This window comes from Methylophaga sp. F-2 (genome assembly GCF_056859315.1).
Genome location: NZ_JBSXOF010000018.1, coordinates 157,644 through 179,787 on the forward strand (window position 1 = coordinate 157,644; position 22,144 = coordinate 179,787).

22 protein-coding genes are annotated in these 22,144 nt (G+C 43.8%); 20 read left to right on the forward strand and 2 right to left on the reverse strand.

All coding sequences use genetic code 11. The features are described 5' to 3' along the window. The first annotated feature begins 15 nt into the window (after positions 1-15). The 11 genes from gatA to mutM all read left to right on the forward strand — a co-directional run bounded on the left by gatA (position 16) and on the right by mutM (position 10,321). Positions 16-1,470: an Asp-tRNA(Asn)/Glu-tRNA(Gln) amidotransferase subunit GatA gene (gene gatA, locus AC13DA_RS07775; RefSeq protein WP_284450676.1), complete on the forward strand. Its 1,455-nt coding sequence runs from the start codon at positions 16-18 to the stop codon at positions 1,468-1,470. 102 nt (positions 1,471-1,572) lie between these two features. Then, the gene (locus AC13DA_RS07780; RefSeq protein ID WP_284450675.1) at positions 1,573-3,204 is read left to right on the forward strand and encodes an acetolactate synthase large subunit; all 1,632 of its coding nucleotides are present in this window, start codon (positions 1,573-1,575) and stop codon (positions 3,202-3,204) included. 6 nt (positions 3,205-3,210) lie between these two features. After that, on the forward strand, positions 3,211-3,708 hold the full coding sequence (locus tag AC13DA_RS07785; RefSeq protein ID WP_284450674.1) for a TlpA family protein disulfide reductase: 498 nt from the start codon (positions 3,211-3,213) through the stop codon (positions 3,706-3,708). Between the two features lie 125 nt (positions 3,709-3,833). Then, on the forward strand, positions 3,834-4,070 hold the full coding sequence (gene rpmB / locus AC13DA_RS07790; protein WP_007146527.1) for a 50S ribosomal protein L28: 237 nt from the start codon (positions 3,834-3,836) through the stop codon (positions 4,068-4,070). A gap of 9 nt (positions 4,071-4,079) precedes the next feature. Further along, positions 4,080-4,235, forward strand: a complete 156-nt coding sequence (rpmG, locus tag AC13DA_RS07795; protein WP_007146528.1) for a 50S ribosomal protein L33 — start codon at positions 4,080-4,082, stop codon at positions 4,233-4,235. A 100-nt stretch (positions 4,236-4,335) separates the two neighbouring features. Next, positions 4,336-5,562 carry an EAL and HDOD domain-containing protein gene (locus AC13DA_RS07800; protein ID WP_284450673.1) on the forward strand — a complete coding sequence of 409 codons (1,227 nt, stop codon included), beginning with the start codon at positions 4,336-4,338 and terminating at the stop codon, positions 5,560-5,562. Positions 5,563-5,567: 5 nt separating this feature from the next. Then, a complete protein-coding gene (locus tag AC13DA_RS07805; protein ID WP_284450672.1) occupies positions 5,568-6,509 on the forward strand; it encodes an ABC transporter ATP-binding protein in 942 nt (313 codons plus the stop codon). Further along, on the forward strand, positions 6,502-7,245 hold the full coding sequence (locus AC13DA_RS07810; RefSeq protein WP_284450671.1) for an ABC transporter permease subunit: 744 nt from the start codon (positions 6,502-6,504) through the stop codon (positions 7,243-7,245). The genes AC13DA_RS07805 and AC13DA_RS07810 overlap by 8 nt, the downstream gene beginning before the upstream one ends. Then, positions 7,245-8,618 carry a GldG family protein gene (locus tag AC13DA_RS07815; protein WP_284450670.1) on the forward strand — a complete coding sequence of 458 codons (1,374 nt, stop codon included), beginning with the start codon at positions 7,245-7,247 and terminating at the stop codon, positions 8,616-8,618. The genes AC13DA_RS07810 and AC13DA_RS07815 overlap by 1 nt, the downstream gene beginning before the upstream one ends. After that, positions 8,615-9,496, forward strand: a complete 882-nt coding sequence (locus tag AC13DA_RS07820; RefSeq protein ID WP_273180039.1) for a DUF4340 domain-containing protein — start codon at positions 8,615-8,617, stop codon at positions 9,494-9,496. Before AC13DA_RS07815 ends, AC13DA_RS07820 begins: the two co-directional genes overlap by 4 nt. A 6-nt stretch (positions 9,497-9,502) precedes the next feature. Beyond that, positions 9,503-10,321, forward strand: a complete 819-nt coding sequence (gene mutM / locus AC13DA_RS07825; protein ID WP_273180037.1) for a bifunctional DNA-formamidopyrimidine glycosylase/DNA-(apurinic or apyrimidinic site) lyase — start codon at positions 9,503-9,505, stop codon at positions 10,319-10,321. Here the strand turns inward: mutM and AC13DA_RS07830 are convergent, their stop codons facing one another. Further along, positions 10,322-10,618 (reverse strand): c-type cytochrome, encoded by a 297-nt coding sequence (locus AC13DA_RS07830; RefSeq protein ID WP_273180035.1) that lies wholly within the window; start codon positions 10,616-10,618, stop codon positions 10,322-10,324. A 72-nt stretch (positions 10,619-10,690) separates the two neighbouring features. On the opposite strand from AC13DA_RS07830, the gene rluD reads away from it, so the two are divergent. The 9 genes from rluD to AC13DA_RS07875 all read left to right on the forward strand — a co-directional run bounded on the left by rluD (position 10,691) and on the right by AC13DA_RS07875 (position 19,948). Next, positions 10,691-11,653, forward strand: a complete 963-nt coding sequence (rluD, locus tag AC13DA_RS07835) for a 23S rRNA pseudouridine(1911/1915/1917) synthase RluD (RefSeq protein ID WP_273180033.1) — start codon at positions 10,691-10,693, stop codon at positions 11,651-11,653. Positions 11,654-11,780: 127 nt separating this feature from the next. Next, positions 11,781-13,334 (forward strand): glucan biosynthesis protein G, encoded by a 1,554-nt coding sequence (locus tag AC13DA_RS07840; RefSeq protein WP_273180221.1) that lies wholly within the window; start codon positions 11,781-11,783, stop codon positions 13,332-13,334. Next, positions 13,334-15,448 carry a glucans biosynthesis glucosyltransferase MdoH gene (mdoH, locus tag AC13DA_RS07845; protein ID WP_007146538.1) on the forward strand — a complete coding sequence of 705 codons (2,115 nt, stop codon included), beginning with the start codon at positions 13,334-13,336 and terminating at the stop codon, positions 15,446-15,448. The genes AC13DA_RS07840 and mdoH overlap by 1 nt, the downstream gene beginning before the upstream one ends. A 26-nt stretch (positions 15,449-15,474) precedes the next feature. Further along, entirely contained in the window at positions 15,475-16,269 is a 795-nt protein-coding gene (locus tag AC13DA_RS07850) for a metallophosphoesterase family protein (RefSeq protein WP_273180030.1), read from the forward strand. Further along, entirely contained in the window at positions 16,259-17,167 is a 909-nt protein-coding gene (locus tag AC13DA_RS07855) for a diacylglycerol/lipid kinase family protein (RefSeq protein ID WP_482945861.1), read from the forward strand. The genes AC13DA_RS07850 and AC13DA_RS07855 overlap by 11 nt, the downstream gene beginning before the upstream one ends. Then, a complete protein-coding gene (locus tag AC13DA_RS07860; protein ID WP_273180024.1) occupies positions 17,164-17,622 on the forward strand; it encodes a DUF4112 domain-containing protein in 459 nt (152 codons plus the stop codon). Before AC13DA_RS07855 ends, AC13DA_RS07860 begins: the two co-directional genes overlap by 4 nt. Before the next feature lie 34 nt (positions 17,623-17,656). Then, positions 17,657-17,815 (forward strand): YqaE/Pmp3 family membrane protein, encoded by a 159-nt coding sequence (locus AC13DA_RS07865; protein WP_007146542.1) that lies wholly within the window; start codon positions 17,657-17,659, stop codon positions 17,813-17,815. A gap of 153 nt (positions 17,816-17,968) precedes the next feature. Beyond that, a complete protein-coding gene (locus AC13DA_RS07870) occupies positions 17,969-18,535 on the forward strand; it encodes a glycine cleavage system transcriptional repressor (protein ID WP_284450669.1) in 567 nt (188 codons plus the stop codon). A gap of 39 nt (positions 18,536-18,574) precedes the next feature. Continuing rightward, positions 18,575-19,948 carry a PFL family protein gene (locus AC13DA_RS07875; protein WP_007146545.1) on the forward strand — a complete coding sequence of 458 codons (1,374 nt, stop codon included), beginning with the start codon at positions 18,575-18,577 and terminating at the stop codon, positions 19,946-19,948. A 63-nt stretch (positions 19,949-20,011) separates the two neighbouring features. On the opposite strand, the gene fusA is transcribed toward AC13DA_RS07875, so the two are convergent. After that, positions 20,012-22,102, reverse strand: a complete 2,091-nt coding sequence (fusA, locus tag AC13DA_RS07880; protein ID WP_007146546.1) for an elongation factor G — start codon at positions 22,100-22,102, stop codon at positions 20,012-20,014. Between the last annotated feature and the right edge of the window lie 42 nt (positions 22,103-22,144).

The window sequence follows — 22,144 nt, forward strand, 5'->3', positions numbered from 1 at the left end:
AACACAGGCAAACACATGCATAACAAATCACTTTCAGAATTATCGGCAGCCCTGCACAACAGTGAAATAAGCAGTGTTGAACTCACACAGCATTATCTGAACCGTATCAATCAACACAACGGTACCTTAAATGCTTTCATCACGGTCACCGAAGAACGCGCACTAGAACAAGCAAAAGCGGCAGATAAATTACTGGCAGAAAAAAAAGCCGGCGCGCTAACCGGGATTCCTCTCGCCCATAAAGATATTTTCTGCACAAAAGGTATCCGCACCAGCTGTGGTTCCAAAATGCTGGATAAATTTATTGCGCCTTATGATGCCACCGTCGTTGAAAAAATCGATCAGGCAGGTATGGTCACTCTGGGTAAAACCAATATGGACGAATTTGCTATGGGTTCGTCTAATGAAACAAGTTGGTACGGCCCAGTAAAAAACCCATGGGATACTGACCGTGTGCCGGGTGGTTCATCAGGTGGCTCAGCAGCAGCTATGGCAGCGCGTTTAGCGCCTATTGCCACTGGTACTGATACCGGTGGTTCCATCCGCCAGCCGTCTTCTTTATGTAATCTTACTGGTCTGAAACCCACCTATGGACGTATTTCTCGCTACGGCATGATTGCCTTTGCTTCCAGTTTGGATCAAGCAGGGCCGATGGCTAACAGTGCTGAAGATGCGGCTTGGTTAATGAACGTTATGTCAGGCTTTGATGAGAAAGATTCGACCAGTGTGGATCGTGATGTACCTGATTACACGGCCAGTTTGAATGATTCACTGGAAGGCCTGACCATTGGCCTGCCTAAAGAATATTTTGGCGAAGGTCTTGATCCTCGTGTAGCAGCAACTGTTGAAGCCGCTATCAAAACTTACGAAAAAATGGGCGCGACATTAAAAGAAATTACCTTACCGAATACCGGTTTGGCTGTGCCGACATACTATGTGGTTGCCCCTGCAGAGTGTTCATCAAATCTGTCCAGAATGGATGGTGTACGATTTGGTCACCGTGCCGAAGATCCGAAAGACTTAATGGATCTTTACACCCGTTCACGTGGCGAAGGCTTTGGTGAAGAAGTCAAACGTCGCATTATGATTGGTACTTATGCCCTATCAGCGGGTTACTATGATGCTTATTACCTAAAAGCACAGCAATGTCGTCGTCTTATCAGTAATGACTTCCAGGAAGCATTTAAAGAAGTCGATGTGATTATGGGACCGACAGCCACCAACCCCGCTTTCCGTTTTGGTGAAAAAACCGATGATCCGGTTGCCATGTATCTGGAAGATATCTACACCATCAATACCAATCTGGCGGGCTTACCCGGCATGTCAATTCCTGCTGGTTTTGTTGATAATTTACCCGTCGGTTTACAAATTATTGGTAACTATTTTGATGAGGCGAGATTATTAAATATTGGTCATCGTTACCAACAAGAAACAGATTGGCATCAACGTATACCGGATGCATTTAAATAAGAAATTAAAGGGGCTCATCGCCCCTTTTTTTCTACGCCTAAGCCAGGTCTATTTCTGTTATTCTTGCTTGAATAATCAATCTGGGTATGAGGAAACCGCTCGATGAAGGCAGCAGAGCTATTTGTCAAAGCACTTGAAAATGAAGGTGTTGAATATATTTTTGGTATTCCGGGAGAAGAAAACCTGGATGTGATGGATGCCTTGCTGGATTCACATATCCAATTTATTACGACTCGTCATGAGCAAGGTGCTGCTTTTATGGCGGATGTTTATGGTCGTCTTACCGGTCGTGCTGGCGTCTGTATTGCTACCTTGGGTCCGGGAGCTACAAATCTGATCACCGGGGTTGCGGATGCGAATATGGATCACGCACCATTAATTGCTATAGCTGGTCAGGCATCCACACACCGCCTGCACAAAGAATCTCATCAAGTATTAGATCTGGAAGCGATGTTTCGGCCGATTACTAAATACGCCTCGCGTATTGTTAGTCCTGAAGTCATTCCAGAAGTGGTTCGAAAAGCATTTAAAGTCGCTCAAACAGAAAAAACCGGAGCCTGCTTTATTGAGTTTCCTGAGAATATTGCTGAGATGGAGATTGATGATGTCCCATTACGGGTCAAAAATGCCTCCGCTCCGGAACCTGCTGCAGAAGAAATTGAACGTGCGGCAGAAGTGATTTCCAATGCAAAAAGCCCGATCATTCTCGCTGGTAATGGTGTGATCCGTGCCGATGCCTGTAATGAACTGGCCGAGTTTTCAGAGAAATTGGGCATTCCTATCGCCAATACCTTTATGGCGAAAGGGGTTGTTCCTTTTCGTCACCCAATGGCATTAGGTAGTGTTGGCCTGCAATCTAATGATTATGCTAACTGTGGTTTTGCTAATGCTGATGTCATTATCTGTATTGGTTACGATATTGTGGAATACCACCCTTATCTATGGCATCCATCACGTGACAGAACCATCATCCATATCGACACAACACATGCAGAAGTCGATGCACATTACAGTATCAGTCTGGCGGTTGTTGGTAATATTCGCCACAGTCTCAACCGAGTGGCTGCATTAACGACACCGCATCAGGGCAAGGCTATGCGTACCCTGCGTGACAGCCTGATCGCTGAGATGAATATTCACCGTGACGATATTGAGTTTCCGGTTAAACCACAAAAAATTATCTGGGATCTACGTACCGCGATGGATTTGCAGGATATTGTGATCTGTGATGTCGGTGCCCATAAAATGTGGATGTCTCGGATGTTCCGCTGCGAATACCCCAACACCTGCATCATATCCAATGGATTTGCCAGCATGGGTATTGCCGTACCGGGGGCGATTGCTGCTAAGTTAGCCAATCCACAACGCAAAGTTGTAGCCGTCACTGGTGACGCTGGCTTTTTGATGAATTCACAAGAAATCGAAACAGCCATGCGGCTGAATATTGCCATTGTTATTCTGGTATGGAACGATGCCAGTTATGGCCTGATTGAGTGGAAACAACAAAATCAATTTGGCCGGACCAGTCATGTACAATTCACCAACCCGGATTTTGTTCAATACGCGCAATCTTTTGGTGCGTTTGGTGTCAGAGTTGAGAAGACAGAGCAATTAATGCCCATTCTAAAAGAAGCCTTAGACAGAAATACCGTGACGGTTATTGATTGCCCGGTTGATTATCGAGAGAACCTCAAACTAACAGAAGCATTAGGCCAACTAACCTTAACGATTTAATTTCACATGACACAGTTTATAAAACCCGCCATTGGCGTCATCGCTCTTGCGATCATCGCAGTACTTATTTTTAATGTCGTCCAAACAAAACAAGGACTACCTGAGCAAACCTTTACGGATTTGGATGGAAAGACACATTCATTTGAGGATTTTAAAGGGAAACCATTATTAGTTATTTTCTGGGCGACGGATTGTCCTGCCTGTGTCCAAGAGCTACCCGAACTCAAAGCGGTTTATAAAGAGTACGCACCTAAAGGCTTAGGTGTTGTCAGTATTGCTTTAGCACATGATAAACCTGAACATTTACTGGCAATGCGGCTTGAAAAACAGATCCCTTATCTGATTAGCTGGGATAAAACAGGTGAATTGGCGGATGCTTTTAATAATGTGCGTGTTACCCCCACTCACTTTTTATACTCCGCTGATGGTGATGTTGTTATGCGCAAAATCGGTAGTGTGTCAAAAGAAATGCTCAGCGAGAAACTCAGCAGTATGGGGCTATAGCAAATTCTAATACATTTACACTACACTTCTATAGTCTTATATGGTATAAAGTACGGCTTTGTAAATGCAGGCAGGGACCAAAATCGGCGCCCTGTGGTAAAAGTGTATCAGGAGCAGGTTTTAAAATGGCCAGAGTATGTCAGGTAACGGGCAAGCGCCCTATGAGCGGTAACAATGTTTCACACGCTCATAACAAAACAAAACGTCGTTTCTTACCCAACCTTCACTCACACCGTTTTTGGGTTGAGTCTGAAAATCGCTGGGTTAAGCTGCGTGTCAGCAACCATGGTCTGCGCATCATCGATAAGAGAGGGATTGATTCCGTTCTTACTGACATCCGCGCCCGTGGCGAAAAAATTTAGGAGTAAGACATGCGCGATAAAATTAAATTAGTCTCATCTGCGGGTACTGGTCACTACTACACCACAGACAAAAACAAACGTACTATGCCTGAAAAACTAGAGATCAAAAAGTTTGATCCAGTTGTGCGTAAACACGTTATGTACAAAGAAGCTAAAATCAAATAATGTTGTTCACAATATTATTTTAGAAAAACCCGCCTTCGCGGGTTTTTTTATGTCTGAAATCACACTATTATGGTTATTTCTTTATTATAAGTTCTGATACATGAGTGACGACGCTGATTTATCTTCTATCATTATCGCTAGGCAGCCTATATTTGATCGTCACTATAATACTTATGCTTATGAACTATTATTCCGTAATCACCAAACATCACAATCAGCTGATTTAGATTATTACTCTGGCGATATCGCCACCACACGTGTTATCAATTACAGCTTTCTTGAACTGGGTATAGAGCGCGTTATCGGCAATCACCTGGCTTTCGTCAACTTGACCCGGAATTTTATACTAAGTGATGACCCAATACCTTTTGGTGGTGAGCGTGTTGTCCTGGAAGTGTTGGAGAATATTGAGGTTGATGAAGAACTGATTAATGCGGTTAAAAAACTAGCATTGAGTGGTTATCACATCGCACTTGATGATTTTATTTTCCATGAATCATTACAGCCACTTATTGAGTTAGCTTCCATCATCAAAGTCGATATACTTTCTTTATCAGAGTCTGAATTAAGGCATCATGTCGAGCGGCTTCGAGCGTTTCCAGTCAAGCTACTGGCAGAAAAAGTTGAAACCAAGGCTGAATTTGAACTGTGCATGGAATTGGGTTTTGACTATTTTCAGGGTTATTTTTTCTGTCGACCTGAAATCATTAAAGATAATCCCATCCCTGATAATAAGATTAAACTGCTCGAGTTATTAGGTAAACTACAAGATCCAGATATTGAATTTAAAACGATAGAAGCAATCATTCGTCAGGATTCTGGTCTCAGTTTAAAGCTGTTACGTTTACTCAACTCAGCTGCAATAGGGTTTCCAAGACAGATAAACTCATTGCGTGAAGGCCTCGTTATTTTAGGTTTAAAAGCAATAAAAACCTGGACAACTTTGATTGTGATGAGTGAAATGAGTTCTGGACCGGCAGAACTAATCCATATGACATTGGTCAGAGCAAAAATGGCAGAAAAGATAGCAGCTCAATTTGGCTGCTCACCGGATAGTGGCTTTTTATTAGGCTTGTTTTCAACCATTGACACCATATTGTCAAAACCGATGGACGAAATTATTAAATCAATCCCACTCAGTAATGAATCGAGCCTTGCACTGATTAGTCGTGGTGGTATAAAAGGTCAACTATTAAACTGTGTTACTGATTATTGTGAAGGACATTGGAATAAGGTAGCCGATAGTACCGGACCATCACTGGAAGTGATGAGCAGTGCCTATACTGAAGCCTGTCACTGGGCCACAATTACTCTCGATACGATTTAGTGTAAATGATTGATCCCATACTCTTACTCGAAGCGAAAGAACTATCCCGTTTTTTCGGCGATACTGCAGCTGTTAACAACGTCAGTTTTAATATCAAACAAGGTGAGGTGCTTGGTTTTTTGGGACCAAACGGCGCCGGAAAAAGTACCACCATGCGTATGCTAACCGGCAACCTTGCTCCTGATAATGGACAGATAATTATCAATGGCATTGATTTACTGGATAATCCCAAACAGGCAAAAGCCTGCATTGGCTATCTGCCCGAAACGCCACCACTATATAAAGAGCATACTGTCACCGAATTTTTACAGTTTTGTGCCCGCCTCAATGGCATAGCTAAAAAGCAGCAAAAAACCGCTGTCGACAGTGTGATTGAACGTTGTGGTCTGGCTGACGTCAGTAAGCGTTTAATTGCAAATCTATCAAAAGGGTTTCAACAACGTGTTGGTATCGCTCAAGCGATTATTCACTCACCAGCCGTAGTGATACTGGACGAACCGACATCGGGACTGGACCCCATACAAATTCGCGAAATACGTCAGCTTATCCGCGATATTGCCAATGAACACAGCGTTATCCTGTCTACCCATATTCTGCCTGAGGTGCAGATGTTATGCGACCGGGTGCAGATCATTTCAAAAGGCCAGTTATTATTTAATGACAGTCTGCAAAAGCTTACTGAGCAAATGCAATCTACCGCTATTGTTGTTGGTTTTTCGCAAAGTATTGGGCAACAATCTCTGACTTCACTTCCTGGTGTGATCGATGTAGAAAAAATGGATTGTCATCGCTACAGAGTGGCGTATCTTCCTGAGCAAAACCCAACACAAGCCCTATTAAAAAATGCTGTTGAAAATAACTGGCCGTTAACGTCATTAATACCAGAGCAGCATTCTTTAGAAGATGTCTTTATGAAAATTATTCGTGAAGAAGATGCCCATGCTTAACATTGCTCGTAATGAATTACATCGCTTGTTTTTATCACCACTTGCCTGGGTGATGTTAGCGTTGAGTCAGTTATTGCTGGCTTACCTGTTTTTAACGCATATGGATTATTTCAACAGCATCCAGAGTCGAATTTCTGCTATTCCAGGTGCTCCCGGTGTGACAGAACTTATTGCTATGCCTCTGTTGAGTAATGCCGCAATTATTGCTTTGCTTATCAGCCCATTATTAACGATGCGCACCCTTGCTGAAGAAAGACGAAACGAGACCTTGCCTTTGCTTTCATCAGCGCCACTCAGCATGTTCGATATTGTGATTGGAAAATTCTTTGGTACCTTAACCTTTTTCCTATTAATGACATTGCTCACGGTATTCATGATTTGTTCATTGGCTGTTGGCACCACACTAGATTTTTATCAGTTAAGCGCCGGTGTACTAGGGCTTGTTTTATTAGTTGCCAGCTTTACCGCTGTTGGTATTTATATGTCCAGTCTGACCAGACAGCCAACTATCGCGGCCATCAGTACGTTTGCCATTCTCTTTTTATTCTGGATTATCGATTGGGCAAGCCACAGCACCACCGAATTCTCACTGTTTAGTTGGTTATCCCTGCTAAAGCACTTTGAACCGATGATGCAGGGACAAATCAATACACAAGATATCAGCTACTTTTTAATCATTATTGCGGCTTTTCTATTATTGACTGTACGTCGACTGGATAGAGAGCGTTTAGACTAATGAAAATCACCAAACGCGCACAACACCTGATTCGTTTTCAGCAAATCGTTTTCTATGCCTTATTAATTGCTGCTGTGGTCTTATTGAGTCAGCTGTCTATTTCAACTAATAAACAGTTTGACTGGACTCAGAATCATCGGCATACCTTATCTGACACCAGTTTAACTATTCTCCATAACTTAAAAGACAGCATCACTATCCAGGTCTTTGTTAGCCCTGACTATGAGTACCGTTCAGCTATCGTTGAGTTGCTACAACGTTATCAAAAACACAGCGATAAACTGAAAATCCAGTTTGTTGATCCCAGCTTCTCACCGGATATCGTCAGACAATTTAATATTCAACAGCAAGGCGAAATGGTCATCAGCCGTGGTGAACAAAATCAGCATGTATTTGATCTCTCGGAACAATCACTGACCAATGCCATTGTCACTGTCTCCAGACAATCGCAACCCTGGTTAGTATTTATCGAAGGTCATGGTGAGAGAAGCCCTTATGACAAAAGTGATTTTGGCCTCGACACACTGGCGAAAAACTTGGAAAGTCAGGGTATAAAACTGCGGTCACAGAATCTTCTGGAAGCGCCCGAACTACCAGATAATACAGCGGCCTTAGTCATTGCCAGCCCAGAAAAAGACTGGCTACCAGGTGAAATCAAAATCGTTCGTGACTATTTAGATAAAGGCGGTAACCTCTTATGGTTAGCCGACCCGACTCAGACGAAATCATTAGCGCCTTTAGCTGAGCAGTTAGGCATTGAATTCGTGCCGGGCACGGTTCTCGATCCCAACTCCAGCATGCTGGGAATTCAAGATCCAAGATTTGTTCTGATTACTGATTATGCGAACCATCCTGTCGGGCAGGCAGTGAAAAGTGTGACCTTATTGGCAGAAGCGACAGCCATGCAAAAACGTGATGAAAACACAGAAAGTCCGTGGCACTACATTAATTTGCTCAACAGTCAGCCTAACGCCTGGGTAGAATCAACACCCATTACACAAGCCAATCTTAGCCAGCAAAAATATAACGAGGGTGCTGATGTATCAGGTCCAGTTTCACTCGGCATGCTAATTGACCGTGATACAGACAAGGATGATAGCCAGCAACAGCGCGTCGCTGTTATTGGTGATGCCGACTTTGTCGCCAATAGTTATATCGGTAACGCTGCCAATCTGGACTTAGGTATGGCGCTGATTAATTGGTTAGTTGAAGATGATGGTCTCATTTCTATTCCAATAAAAACCAGTATCGGCACGCAGCTTACCTTATCAAAAACACAATCTATTATTATTGGTTTTGGCTTTTTATTTGCTGTGCCATTACTCCTCCTCACTATCGGGCTGACCTTGTGGTGGCGGAGAAAACGTCGATGAAAAGCAGCTATTTTACAAACTTCATTTTATTGTTATTAGTTGTCGGGTTGTTCTGGTTTTCGCAACATAACACTAACAAGCAAGCTGACAACTCAGTTCAGTTATTAACCTCTTTAAATCCAGAAGATATCAACACGATTGATATCCAACAACCTCAAAAAGACGATATAAAACTAATACGCAATAATCAGTCCTGGCAACTGATGTCGCCTTACCCTGCCCCGGTGAGTCAAACTCGTATTAATCTTATTCTGAGCTTGTTAAAAACGCCGGTGCATGGCGAGTTTCAGCCAATGGACACTTCATCACTTGCCCAGTTTGGTCTGAATACACCCGCCGTCATTGTCAGCATGAATAATGAGAGTTTTGCTTTTGGTGATGTGGAATCAATCAGCAAACGACGTTATGTTCTATATCAGCATATGATTTATCTGATTGAGGATGATGTCACCCCTTTATTAACAGCAAGTGCTGATAGTTTTATTGATAACAGACTGATTACTGAAAATAATACGATTGAAAAACTCAGCCTTCCCCACTCACTGAGTAACTCAGATATAGTTCAGATTGATAATGTCGATGGGCAATGGCATAGCGATGATAAAAAACTCACGGCTGACCAATTAAAAATACTGATAGATGGCTGGCAGTTTGCCTACGCCACTCAGGTAAGAAAACTCGCGCCAGAGGCTTTAACTGCGTTGCCTAGTCCTCAAATACGCGTATGGCTCAAGGATCAGCAACAGCCTGTTTCTCTTATCCTGCAAACCACAGATAATAATCTTACTCTGATTAATCCAGACTCAGGTTTGGAATATATTTTCCCTATGGCAATGAGCACGCAATTGTTGCCGGACACACCGACTCAAACAAATTAATCGACTATGCCTGAACTACCTGAAGTAGAAACCACTCGGCGTGGTATTCAGCCCTTTATTGAAAACCAGTCCATTACCAAAATGGTGGTGCGTCATCGCGGATTACGCTGGCCGATTCCTGAAGGGCTGGAATCCATCGTAAAAGATCAAACTGTGCACACAATTGAGCGCCGAGCAAAATATTTACTCTTACACTGTGACACCGGCACCTTGATAATCCATCTAGGTATGTCCGGACGTTTACGTGTGCTCGATAATGATGACAACATCAATAAACATGATCATGTCGATATCTTTTTTCACAACGGTTACGTGTTGAGGTTTACCGACCCACGCCGCTTCGGTGCCGTTTTATGGACAGAGAAATCATATGAATACCATCCACTCATTGCCCATTTAGGGCCAGAGCCTTTGTCAGATGCCTTTGATCTTAACTATCTTCATCAGCGTGCCAAAAGTCGGACCAGCCCTATAAAAACATTTATCATGAATGGTGAAGTGGTGGTTGGCGTCGGCAATATCTATGCTAATGAAGCCCTCTTTATGGCGGGCATTCACCCGAGTACTGCTGCCGGTAAGATCAGCAAAAAACAACTTGCTGAATTAGTCGATGCCATCAAAAAAGTATTGGAAAAAGCCTTGCTCGCAGGAGGAACAACCTTACGTGATTTCAGAAAAAGTGATGGCAATCCGGGATATTTCGCACAAGAACTCCATGTCTATGGACGGGAAGGGCAAGCCTGCTTACGCTGCCACACCCCGATAAACAGTATCAGACAAGCGCAAAGAGCTACTTATTTCTGCCCCCAATGTCAGCCTCACTGATTATTTTTGCTCGGAAAAATACTGCGCCAGCAAACGAATCTCTTCCTCAGTATAGCCAGAAGCATGCTGTGTCATCACAGTCGCCTCTCGCTGCCCATGCTTGAAAGCCAGCATTTGCTGAACAAAATAATTTTTGTTTAAGCCAGCGAGGCTAGGTGTTCCTCCCTGACTATGACCATTGGTACCATGACAAACAGCACATGCAGATGCCAATAACGCGACATTACGGGGTTCAGCCTGTGCAGTATGAATTGAAATCAACATGATCCCAGCTACCATAAAATGAGAAAAACGCATTTTTGTCTCCATAATCCAACGCCAGTTATAAGCCTACGTTATAATGTCGCTTTAATCATCAGCTAAGTTTCCATGTCAGAAAAAATTCAATTAGAAGATATCATTCCGGATGAATTGATGGGTATGCGCATCGATCAGGCGCTCGCCAAAATGTTTCCCGAATATTCACGCGGACAACTGACAAAGTGGCTTAAAGCCGGTGATGTGCTGGTCAATGGGCAGTTACTTAAACCTAAGGAAAGTATTCAGGGTGGTGAGAAAGTCACTATCGGTACAGAACTGCAAGTCCAGGATGAAAGCTGGCTGGCTGAAACAATTGCTTTAGATATCATCTACGAAGATGACGATGTCATCATTATCAATAAACCAGCCGGTATGGTCGTACACCCCGGCGCTGGAAATCACCAAGGCACGCTGGTCAATGCGTTATTAGCCCATGCGCCACAACTGGCCAATATTCCTCGTGCCGGCATCGTGCATCGAATCGATAAAGCCACAACCGGCTTATTGATGATCGCCAAAACCTTAACTGCGCATAACTCACTGGTTTCCCAGCTTCAGGCTCGTAGCGTTAAACGTGAATATCTGGCTGTCGCCTGTGGTGTTTTCACCGCCGGAGGAACTGTTGATGAAGCAATTGGTCGTCATAGTATTGATCGCAAAAGAATGGCAGTCAGCGCAACAGGGAAACCTTCAGTGACCCACTATCGTGTTGAACAACGTTATCGTGCGCATACCTTGATTAAGTGCAAGCTTGAAACCGGTCGCACCCATCAGATCCGCGTACACATGGCTCATATCCGACACCCTCTTTTAGGAGATCCGGTTTACGGGGGCCGATTTAAACAGGCAAAAGGCATGACCGAGTCTTGCCGAGAAGTCATTCAGAATTTCCGCAGACAAGCGTTACATGCCGGTTTACTTGGCTTTATCCATCCAACGACTGGCGAAGAAGTGTCATGGCAAATCGATTTACCTGATGATATGCAACAGTTGGTGGATGCTCTGGCAGCTGATGCAGAAATGATTGACTGACTTTAACCTATGACATTGCATTGAATTCTCTGTCGTGGACAATACTTCACGGTCATGAGTCAATTCATACATCAGTTGGTACGCCATTAGTATTCAGATTATCTCATCAAGGAGACAATACAGCGTGATGACTGTGAATCATCTATATCCATCTCTATCTGCTCTCATTAAAGCAGGATTGTATGCTTTTTTGCTTTTCTTTAGCCTGTCCAGCCTGGCATCAGCTGAGAATGTCAAAGACGCAAAGTTCAGTCATCAAACAGTGCTTGATTTAGCCAAAAAATTAGCTAAGGAGCCCTATAAGCTTCCTAAACAAGCGCCCATTTCACTTACCCGCCTGGATGCCGAGACCTATCAGAAAATTCGCTTCCAGCAACATGCCGCTATTTGGGGTAACACACCCTCCCCCTTTTCTATCCAACTATTTGCTCCCGGTTTTTTATACAAGAACCTGGTGAATATTGATATTGTGGAAAGTGGAAAAAGTGTACCAATTAATGTCACCGAATCTTCCTTCAAAGTACCTAATCCAGAAATAGCCAAGGCGCTTGCTCAAGTAGGGAAGTATGCTGGATTCCGTCTGCACTACCCGCTTAATAATAGTCAGGATAAAAATGAGTTCATTATTTTTCAGGGTGCCAGCTATTTCAGAGCCGTCTCAAAAGGTCAGCTTTACGGTATTTCAGCCAGAGGTTTAGCCATTGATGTAGCAGAGCCCAAAGGTGAAGAACACCCTACGTTCACTCACTTCTGGATAGAACGTCCAGGCAGAGAGCAAAAAGCGATCGTTGTTCATGCCCTACTTAATAGTAAAAGTGTCACCGGCGCATACCGTTTTGGGATTTATCCTGATGATCCCACCCATATGGATGTCAAAGTTACTTTATTTCCACGTGCTGATATCCCACATATTGGTCTAGCACCGCTGACCTCAATGTTCTTACATGGCGGGATGGTGCCTGCGAAATCAACGGATTACCGGCCAGAAGTGCATAATTCACAAGCATTGGCCATCACCACAGGGAATAACGAACATTTATGGCGCCCCCTGAATAACCCTAGTTCACTACAGATCAGTGGCTTTATGGATGAACACACCAAAGGATTTGGACTGATTCAGCGTGATCGTCAGTTTGTGAATTATCAGGATTTAGAAGCACATTATGAACTTCGCCCTTCTTTATGGGTAGAGCCTATTGAAGACTGGGGTAAGGGTCAGGTTCAACTATTTGAAATCCCTTCTAATGCGGATAGCAACGACAATATTGTGGCTTACTGGCGCCCGGAAGGCGGATTAAAAAAAGGCCAGACCTTTAGTTACAACTACCGTCTTATCTGGTTAAACGATATCAATCCAATGCCCGGCAAAACAAAGATTGTGCGCAGTACCAAAGGACAATCGTCAGAAGATGGCAACAGAGTGATGATTATCGATTTTAGTCACATTAGTGCCGAACAATTGAAAACGCTGAGCATTAATGCATCCAGCAATCATGGAAAAGTTGTTAAAACAAAGCTGATAGCTAACCCTAATATCGACGGTGCTCGTGTGTTTTTGACCTTCAACCCGGAAAATGCAGATGTTGCCGAATTACGATTGCAATTAATGAATAAAAATATCCCTATCAGCGAAACATGGCTATATCGTTGGATTAAGCCAGGTCTATTTACAGGCGAATAATGAAAGCACATAAAGTTTTACCTGAACGCGCACCACTAGATATGCCACGTCACCGTGTTAATGAACGCGGTCAAGCCTTACGTCAAAATTCAGTCTCCTTTTTTTATTCATTAAGTACTGTTTTTTCACGGTTATTTATTTTATTGGTCACGGTTGGCTTATCGAGCTACGGTATTATCGAAATGCATGGCGTGCTCAGCACCAATAGCATTACGTCATTACAGTGGGTGTTTTTGTTTTTGTTCAGTCTGAACTTTATCTGGATATCATTTGCTTTCTCGCAGGCTTTATTGGGGTTTTTAATTAATCTCAAACCACGCCTTATTAAAAAAGCCGAGACAGACCCCGCATTCAAAACGGCCATTTTATTTCCCGTCTATAAAGAAGAACCCGGCCGAATTGTGGCAGCAATAAAAGCCATGCGTGAAGATTTATTAAAACAGGCACCCGGTAAATATGCTTTTTTTATATTAAGTGACACGAATCAAGCTAATGCCTGGCTGGCAGAAGAAAAAGCGTTTATTGAATTATTTGAAACGCAGGATGAAAACTGCCCGGTTTATTATCGCCGCCGTGCGAATAATCAGGAGCGTAAGGCCGGTAATATTGCGCATTGGGTCACTAACTGGGGTGGTGCATATGAAGCGATGATCGTGCTGGATGCAGATAGCCTGATGAGTGCACAAAGCATGCTCACATTATCTCGCAGACTGGCAGCAGCGCCCGGTGTTGGATTAATCCAGACGCTACCCACTTTAATTAGCGCCAGTAGCCTGTATGGCAAGTTACAACAATTTGCCAATCACTGTTTCGGTCCTATTTACGCTGAAGGCCTGGCCGCATGGCATGGATTGTCTTCCAACTTTTGGGGTCACAACGCCATTATTCGCACTCAAGCGTTTGCTGAATCATGCTCATTACCGATATTACCCGGTAAAGCCCCTTTTGGTGGTCATATCCTCAGTCATGACTTTATAGAAGCAGCGCTGCTTCGACGTGCAGGCTGGGGCGTCAGATTTGATACCGATATTCAACACTCTTATGAAGAAGCACCTCCGTCATTAACCGATGTGATTGTGCGTGACAGACGCTGGTGTCAGGGTAACTTACAGCATGGGCGCATTCTGCTTGCGCATGATCTGGCATTTCCAACCAGACTGCATATTTTCTCTGGCATGATGTCCTACCTCAGCGCTGTGCTCTGGTTATCGTTAATCATGGTCGGTTTGGCCATTGCTGTTCAGGCTCAGTTAGTTCGCCCCGAATATTTTGCAAACCCGTCACTGTTCCCTATCTGGCCAGTATTTGATGCTGAACGTGCACTGGAGCTGTTTATTGTGTCTATGGCGATTGTTCTGGCACCAAAACTGTTTGGCTGGTTTGCTGCTTTGGTGAATTGGCGCCGTTGCAGACAATTTGGCGGACCAATTTTATTAACCCTGAGTACGCTTTTTGAAACGTTAATGTCGGCACTCTATGCGCCTATTCTGATGGTTGCTCAGTTTGGTGTTGTCTGTCATATCCTTATGGGCAAAGACAGTGGCTGGAACCCTCAGTCGCGAGATGATGGTGCCCTGAGTTTAGGACAAGTTACCCGTGCCCACCGCGGCCATACCTTGTTTGGTTTTATCCTGGCAGGTATTTCTTACGGCTTAAGCATCGAAATGTTTTATTGGCTGTTACCCATATCCGGTGGACTGATGCTGTCTATTCCTCTTTCATGGTTAAGTGGAGGAGCAAAACGGGCGAGACCCTTTACGATTTTCGGCTTCCTAAGGGCACCAGAAGAAAAACGCCCTAGCGCCATTGTCAAAAGCCTACTTGAACAGATTAACAACACGCCTAAACAAGAGCCTATTGATACTCCGCTTATTTGTCTGGATCAACATGCCGGACTCTGTAAATGGCATCTGGCTCAGTTACCGTTAATTGATGCGCCAAAGCCTGACGAATTCCATGCACCAACAGTAACGGCCGAATGGAAAATTCGACATGCCTCCTCTCTGCAACAACTGGAGAAGACATTAGAACCCGTTGAGTTGATTGCCTTACTCTCACAAGAGTCAGCCGTGAAACAACTCAAAACACATGGCCTGGTCAAACATCATGACTAAACCGACAAGCTAGTAGTTAGCCTTCTATGACAACTCTTTTACATATATCCGACCTACACTTTGGACGTATTCTGACTGATGTTTTAGAAGGCTTAGAACGTAGTATTCGTGTTTTAGCACCCGAGATGATTATCATTAGTGGTGATCTGACCCAGCGTGCAACAGCCAAAGAATATCAGCAAGCCGCTGACTTTCTTAGCTCACTCAATACACCTTATTTTATCGTTCCCGGCAATCATGATCTCAGTACATTCCGAGTTGTCGAGCGATTTATCTGTCCATGGCGTAATTGGAAAAAGTGGATTCAGTCTGATTTAGAGCCCCAGTTTTCAACAGAAAACTATCAGCTTATGGGTATTAACACTGCCAGAAAAGCCGGTTTTTATATGGATTGGTCCAGAGGGCGAATCAGTCCTTCACAAATACAACAAATTACACAGCAGATGAGTCATGCACCGCAGCACCAACTTCAACTGCTTGTGGCACACCACCCTTTCTGGCTACCTCCGCAATATGAAGCCAGGCATCTCATCGGCGGTCGCGATGAAGCGTTAGCATCATTTAAAGGCACTGGTCTTGATTTAATACTCAGTGGTCATGTACATATTGATTATTGTCACGTGCTTGACGGCATGATCATCTCTCATGCTGGCACCACCACATCAGATAGACTTCTACCCGATACGCCAAATAGTTTTAACATGATTCAAGGTGATAAAAACCGTTTGACTATTGCCCGTCACCATTGGCAGCAAGGTGAATTTCAGTTATCTCAGTCACAGGCTTTTCATCGTAAAAACGGGCGATGGCATGAAGCCTAATCAAAACGCAAGGCCCGAAACCAAAATACCGGTTTTTGTGAATAAACACGCAGGTAGTGCTGAAGCCGTTATAAAGAGCTTAACAGCACATGACAGCATTACTCTCCACAGCTTATCTGCCAGCGATATGCAAACGGCTATTCAACATGCCATTGATGATGGTCATAAACGCATTATCGTATCAGGCGGTGATGGTACGCTGGCATTAGCTGCTGGGATAATCACCGGTACTGAAACTGAACTGGCCATTATTCCAGGTGGCACGCTCAACCATTTTGCCCAGCGCTTATCCATTCCGACCGACACCTCTTTAGCCATCGAACTGGCTATTCATGGTAAAGTGGTTAGCACACATGTCGCTTATGTTAATGATCAGATATTTCTCAACACAAGCTCTGTTGGCTCTTATGTGACTTTTGTTCGCACCCGTGAGTATCTGGAACGAAAGATGCGATATATGATGGCCAGCATATTGGCAGGTATCAGAAGACTCTACCATTTTCGCCATACTCACATTATTCTGAATGAACAAAAAATCAAAACGCCTCTGGTGTTTGTTGGCGTCGGTGAACGCGATCTTCAAATCCCATCAGCAGGACAAGTTAAAGCTGGTGGCCGTGAAGGTCTGCACCTTATTGTTATTCGCTGCAACAGTAGCTGGTCAGCTATCAAACTCATTTTTAGTGCGATGTTAATGGGAATTGATCCCTTAAAAAAAGCAAAGCTTGTCGATAATGCCATTATTGACGAGGTGAAAGTGACCCTGCGTTCACGTAAGAAATGGCTTACTGTCGCTGTTGATGGGGAGTTAATCAAACTCAAACCACCATTACACTATCGTTTCAAACGCGATAGCCTGAATGTTGTTGTTCCAGATGCGAAGGATGGAGATGCATGAGTAATCGAACACGGTTTATACACCGACTTAGTTGGTTTTTAGATGAATCGATCACCTTACCCGGTGGCTATAAAATCGGCGCTGACGGATTTCTAGGTCTTATTCCTGGCTTTGGTGACTTTATTGGTGGCCTGCTTTCTAGTGTGATTATTTATCAGGCTCATCAGCTAGGTGCACCAAAAACGATTCTGTTAAAAATGGCTATCAATATGTTAATTGATACCACACTAGGTGCTATTCCGGTCATTGGTGATGTCTTTGATTTTGTCTGGAAAGCTAACCGGAGAAATGTCGCTCTACTCAGCGAGTATGAGCAGCAACCCCGGCAGGTATATCGTAAAACACTGCTGGAAAATATCGCTATTATTCTTATCTTAATCACCATGATTGGCCTGGCGGTAGCCTTTGTCGGCTGGATTATCAGCTTAATCTGGACGGCATTGTTTCAATCATAGTAAGAAAAACAACTATCAATAAAAGGGAGTTATTATGGACTTAATACGAATTCTGATTGCTATTTTGTTACCACCGCTTGGCGTATTCTTACAAGTCGGCTTCGGTGGTGCTTTCTGGCTAAATATCCTGCTAACTATTCTCGGCTATATTCCAGGTATTGTTCACGCAGTATGGATCATTGCCAAGCGTTAATACCGAGTATGATGCCTTTTGTAATCAAGGCATCACGTCAAAATCGAAAATTTTTTGATGCCGGGACTCATCCCGGCATTTTTGTATTTGTCTATGATCAATAATGTTGCGATCATATAACGCTAGATCCTGCAAACCTCTCTAAGGTGAAAAATGAATAAAGTATTAATTTCTGTTCTGGGAAGTGATCAACCCGGAATCATGGCCGTTATTGCAGATGTGATTAATCAGCGCAATGGCAATATTGAGAATTTGAGTCAAACTCTGCTCAACTCTGTTTTTGGTGCGTTATTACTTGTTGATGTTCCGCATGAGGAAGTGGCTGAAGAACTTCAAACAGCATTAGAAAACGCCTGTAACAACATGGGGCTATTCATCCGTGTACATCCATGGAATGAAAAAGCATCAGACTGGTATCAAAATAAACCTGAGGTTCAACCCTATATTGTCACGGTTATTGGGCCAGATCGTCAGGGCATTGTGGCTGAAGTGGCTGGACAACTGTTTAAACACGGTGTGAATATCACCAATATGCAAGCCATTTTCAAGGGTGGTAAAAACCCGATGGATAATTTAATGGTATTTGAAATTGATGTACCTAAAGCCACGATCATGAATGATTTACGTGATGCGCTTGCAGAAATCTCAGAACGACTGGATCTGGAAGTCAGCGTGCAACATCGTAAAATTTTTGATTCCGTGAGCAATATACTTAATTAATCGCCGTTATATTCTTACCCGTTCATATCAGGACATAAAATGATTAATCCCAAAGACATTATTTCTACCTTACAAATGGTACGTGAAGAAAATCTGGATTTACGCACTGTGACCGTAGGGATCAGTCTTGCTGATTGTGTCAGTGACGACATTAATACTTTTAAACGCAAAATCTACGACAAAATCACCCGTATCGCCGGCAATCTTGTCAGTACCTGTAACCGTATTGAAAGACGCTACGGCATCGAAGTGGCTAATAAACGCATTTCTATCAGCCCCATCGGAGTAGTGGCTGCCCCTTTTAACTCTGATCAAATGGTGGAAATTGCGCTCACACTTGATAAAGCTGCCTCGGAATTAGGTATCGACTTTATCGGTGGCTTCACCGCTCTAGTGGAAAAAGGCATGACACATGGTGACAGAGCACTCATCAATGCTATTCCACAAGCATTAACTGAAAGTCAGCGCGTCTGCTCTTCAGTCAATGTCGCCAGCACCCGTGCCGGTATTAATATGGATGCCATCAAAGATATGGGCGTCATCATCAAACAAGCGGCTGAGATGACAGCAAAAGACGATGGCCTGGCAGCAGCAAAACTGGTTGTGTTTGCCAATATCCCACAAGACGTGCCATTCATGGCCGGTGCTTATCTTGGCATTGGTGAAGCTGATGCCGTTGTCAGTGTCGGTGTTAGTGGCCCAGGTGTCGTCAAAGCGGCCCTGGAACGTGCTCTTGAAGAAGAAGACGGCATGGACTTAAGTCGTGCCGCAGATGTGATTAAACAGACAGCAGCGCGCCTTACAAGAGCGGGCGAATTAGTTGGCCGTGAAGTCGCTCAATTATTAGGGTTACCCTTTGGTATTGTTGACCTTTCACTCGCCCCTACGCCGAATAAAAACGATAGCGTCGGTGAAATTTTTGAGGCTATCGGTTTACCTGCGATAGGCGCACCGGGTAGTACGGCCTTTTTATCAATGTTGAATGATGCGGTTAAAAAAGGTGGTGCGTTTGCCAGTTCACACGTCGGCGGACTCAGTGGCGCCTTTATTCCGGTTTGTGAAGATTTGACGATTGCTGATTCCGCAGTGAATGGCACATTATCACTGGAAAAACTGGAAGCCATGACAGCCGTATGTTCTGTTGGCTTGGATATGGTCGCTATACCTGGTGACACCTCTGCAGAGATGATTTCAGCCATTATTGCAGATGAAATGGCCATTGGTGTTATCAACAAAAAAACCACGGCAGCACGTCTGATTCCTGCGCCAGGCAAGAAAGCCGGTGATCATGTTGTCTATGGTGGTTTATTAGGTGAAGGCCCTGTCATGGCTGTTAACATGGGTAGTCATGAGAACCGCTTTGTTCGACTAGGTGGGCGTATTCCATCTCCGATACAAAGTCTAGTTAACTAAATCTAAAGCATAAAAAAAGGGCTGATAAATCAGCCCTTTTTTATTTTCTCTAGAAATAATAACTTATTTCTTAGCAGCTTCACGCTCTTTAGTTTCTTTGATAACTTCATCAGCTACGTTACGTGGACATGGCATGTAGTGTAAGAACTCCATAGAGAACTGACCACGACCCGATGTCATTGTACGTAGTGAACCGATGTAACCAAACATTTCACTCAGTGGTACTTCAGCTTTAATACGGACACCCGTTGCACCCGCATCCTGAGACTTGATCATACCGCGACGACGGTTTAAGTCACCAATAACGTCACCGACATTATCTTCTGGTGTAAACACGTCAACTTTCATGATCGGCTCAAGTAACTGAGGACCCGCTTTAGGAATAGACTGACGGAAACCACCCATTGCGGCTAATTCAAACGCGATGGCAGATGAGTCAACGGCGTGGAATGAACCATCAAATAAATTCACTTTAACGTCCAGTAATGGGAAGCCGGCTAATACACCTCTACCCATCATTTTCTTAAAGCCACCTTCAACGGCAGGCCAGAATTCACGAGGAACTGTACCACCAGTTACTGTGGATTCAAAAGCAAAACCGCTACCTGGTTCACCTGGTTCAATGATGTAATCAATGCGACCGAACTGACCAGAACCACCTGATTGTTTCTTGTGCGTGTAGCTGTCTTCAACACGTTGCGTGATAGTTTCACGGTAAGCCACTTGCGGTTCACCGACAATAACGTCCACACCGTGAGTACGCTTCAGGATATCTACTTTGATATCCAAATGTAGCTCACCCATGCCTTTCATGATGGTTTCACCACTATCTTCATCGGTTTCAACACGGAATGAAGGATCTTCTTTAATCATTTTACCCAGAGCGATACCTAATTTCTCTGCCGCACCTTTATCTTTAGGTGCAATAGCGATTGAGATAACAGGATCAGGGAAGACCATTGGTTCAAGTGTTGCTGCGTTCTTCGGATCACATAATGTGTGACCTGTTTGAACATCTTTCATACCTACAATAGCGATGATGTCACCCGCGTGAGCGTAATCAAGTTCGTTACGGTCATTCGCATGCATTTCCACCATACGACCAACGCGTTCTGTTTTACCTGTGAAGGTATTCAGAATGGTGTCACCTTTGCGAATTTCACCAGAGTAGAGACGAACGAAGGTCAGTGCACCAAAACGGTCATCCATAATTTTGAATGCCAGTGCACGTAATGGACCGTTAATATCAACTGTAGCGACTTTACCAGTTTCGTTACCTTCTAAATCGACTTCTGGTTGTGGATCCACTTCGGTTGGATCAGGCAGGTAATCAACAACAGCATCTAATACTAATTGAAGACCTTTGTTTTTGAACGAGCTACCGCAGTAAGTTGGGAAGAACGCTAATTCTAATGTCCCTTTACGGATACATTTTTTCAGTTCATCAATAGAAGGCTCTTCACCTTCAAGATATTTTTCCATCAAATCATCGTCCTGCTCAACCGCAGTTTCAATGAGTTTTTCACGCCATTCTTCGATCTGGTCAGCCATCTCTGCAGGTGGCTCTTCGATGCTGTAGTTTTCAGGATCTTTTTCGTCAGGCCAGTACCATGCTTTACGCGTTAACAGGTCAACAACACCTTTGAACTCATCTTCGATACCGATAGGCAGAACCATAACTAAAGGTGTGGCAGCAAGAACATCTTCAACTTGTTTAACAACGCGGTAGAAGTCTGCGCCCATACGGTCAAGTTTGTTAACGTAGATCAGACGAGATACTTCTGATTCGTTAGCATAACGCCAGTTAGTTTCTGATTGAGGCTCAACACCACCACTACCACAGAAAACACCAATACCACCGTCAAGTACTTTTAATGAACGATATACTTCGATAGTGAAGTCAACGTGTCCCGGTGTATCGATAACATTTAAACGGTAACCTTTCCATGCACACGTGGTAGCAGCAGACTGAATGGTAATACCACGTTCAGCTTCCTGATCCATGAAGTCCATAGTTGATTCACCTTCGTGAACCTCACCAGTTTTATGAATTTTACCGGTCAGTTTCAGGATACGCTCAGTTGTTGTGGTTTTACCCGCATCAACGTGGGCGAAGATACCTATATTTCTGTACTTGGATAAATCAGAAGCCATAATCCTGTCTCTATTATTTAAATGAACAATTCGTGCATTTAC

Excerpts from the sequence above, each read along its gene's own strand:
- gatA (WP_284450676.1), top strand. The coding sequence starts at position 16 with ATGCATAACAAATCACTTTCAGAATTATCGGCAGCCCTGCACAACAGT.
- AC13DA_RS07780 (WP_284450675.1), top strand. The coding sequence starts at position 1,573 with ATGAAGGCAGCAGAGCTATTTGTCAAAGCACTTGAAAATGAAGGTGTT.
- AC13DA_RS07785 (WP_284450674.1), top strand. The coding sequence starts at position 3,211 with ATGACACAGTTTATAAAACCCGCCATTGGCGTCATCGCTCTTGCGATC.
- rpmB (WP_007146527.1), top strand. The coding sequence starts at position 3,834 with ATGGCCAGAGTATGTCAGGTAACGGGCAAGCGCCCTATGAGCGGTAAC.
- rpmG (WP_007146528.1), top strand. The coding sequence starts at position 4,080 with ATGCGCGATAAAATTAAATTAGTCTCATCTGCGGGTACTGGTCACTAC.
- AC13DA_RS07800 (WP_284450673.1), top strand. The coding sequence starts at position 4,336 with ATGAGTGACGACGCTGATTTATCTTCTATCATTATCGCTAGGCAGCCT.
- AC13DA_RS07805 (WP_284450672.1), top strand. The coding sequence starts at position 5,568 with ATGATTGATCCCATACTCTTACTCGAAGCGAAAGAACTATCCCGTTTT.
- AC13DA_RS07810 (WP_284450671.1), top strand. The coding sequence starts at position 6,502 with ATGCTTAACATTGCTCGTAATGAATTACATCGCTTGTTTTTATCACCA.
- AC13DA_RS07815 (WP_284450670.1), top strand. The coding sequence starts at position 7,245 with ATGAAAATCACCAAACGCGCACAACACCTGATTCGTTTTCAGCAAATC.
- AC13DA_RS07820 (WP_273180039.1), top strand. The coding sequence starts at position 8,615 with ATGAAAAGCAGCTATTTTACAAACTTCATTTTATTGTTATTAGTTGTC.
- mutM (WP_273180037.1), top strand. The coding sequence starts at position 9,503 with ATGCCTGAACTACCTGAAGTAGAAACCACTCGGCGTGGTATTCAGCCC.
- AC13DA_RS07830 (WP_273180035.1), bottom strand. The coding sequence starts at position 10,618 with ATGCGTTTTTCTCATTTTATGGTAGCTGGGATCATGTTGATTTCAATT.
- rluD (WP_273180033.1), top strand. The coding sequence starts at position 10,691 with ATGTCAGAAAAAATTCAATTAGAAGATATCATTCCGGATGAATTGATG.
- AC13DA_RS07840 (WP_273180221.1), top strand. The coding sequence starts at position 11,781 with ATGACTGTGAATCATCTATATCCATCTCTATCTGCTCTCATTAAAGCA.
- mdoH (WP_007146538.1), top strand. The coding sequence starts at position 13,334 with ATGAAAGCACATAAAGTTTTACCTGAACGCGCACCACTAGATATGCCA.
- AC13DA_RS07850 (WP_273180030.1), top strand. The coding sequence starts at position 15,475 with ATGACAACTCTTTTACATATATCCGACCTACACTTTGGACGTATTCTG.
- AC13DA_RS07855 (WP_482945861.1), top strand. The coding sequence starts at position 16,259 with ATGAAGCCTAATCAAAACGCAAGGCCCGAAACCAAAATACCGGTTTTT.
- AC13DA_RS07860 (WP_273180024.1), top strand. The coding sequence starts at position 17,164 with ATGAGTAATCGAACACGGTTTATACACCGACTTAGTTGGTTTTTAGAT.
- AC13DA_RS07865 (WP_007146542.1), top strand. The coding sequence starts at position 17,657 with ATGGACTTAATACGAATTCTGATTGCTATTTTGTTACCACCGCTTGGC.
- AC13DA_RS07870 (WP_284450669.1), top strand. The coding sequence starts at position 17,969 with ATGAATAAAGTATTAATTTCTGTTCTGGGAAGTGATCAACCCGGAATC.
- AC13DA_RS07875 (WP_007146545.1), top strand. The coding sequence starts at position 18,575 with ATGATTAATCCCAAAGACATTATTTCTACCTTACAAATGGTACGTGAA.
- fusA (WP_007146546.1), bottom strand. The coding sequence starts at position 22,102 with ATGGCTTCTGATTTATCCAAGTACAGAAATATAGGTATCTTCGCCCAC.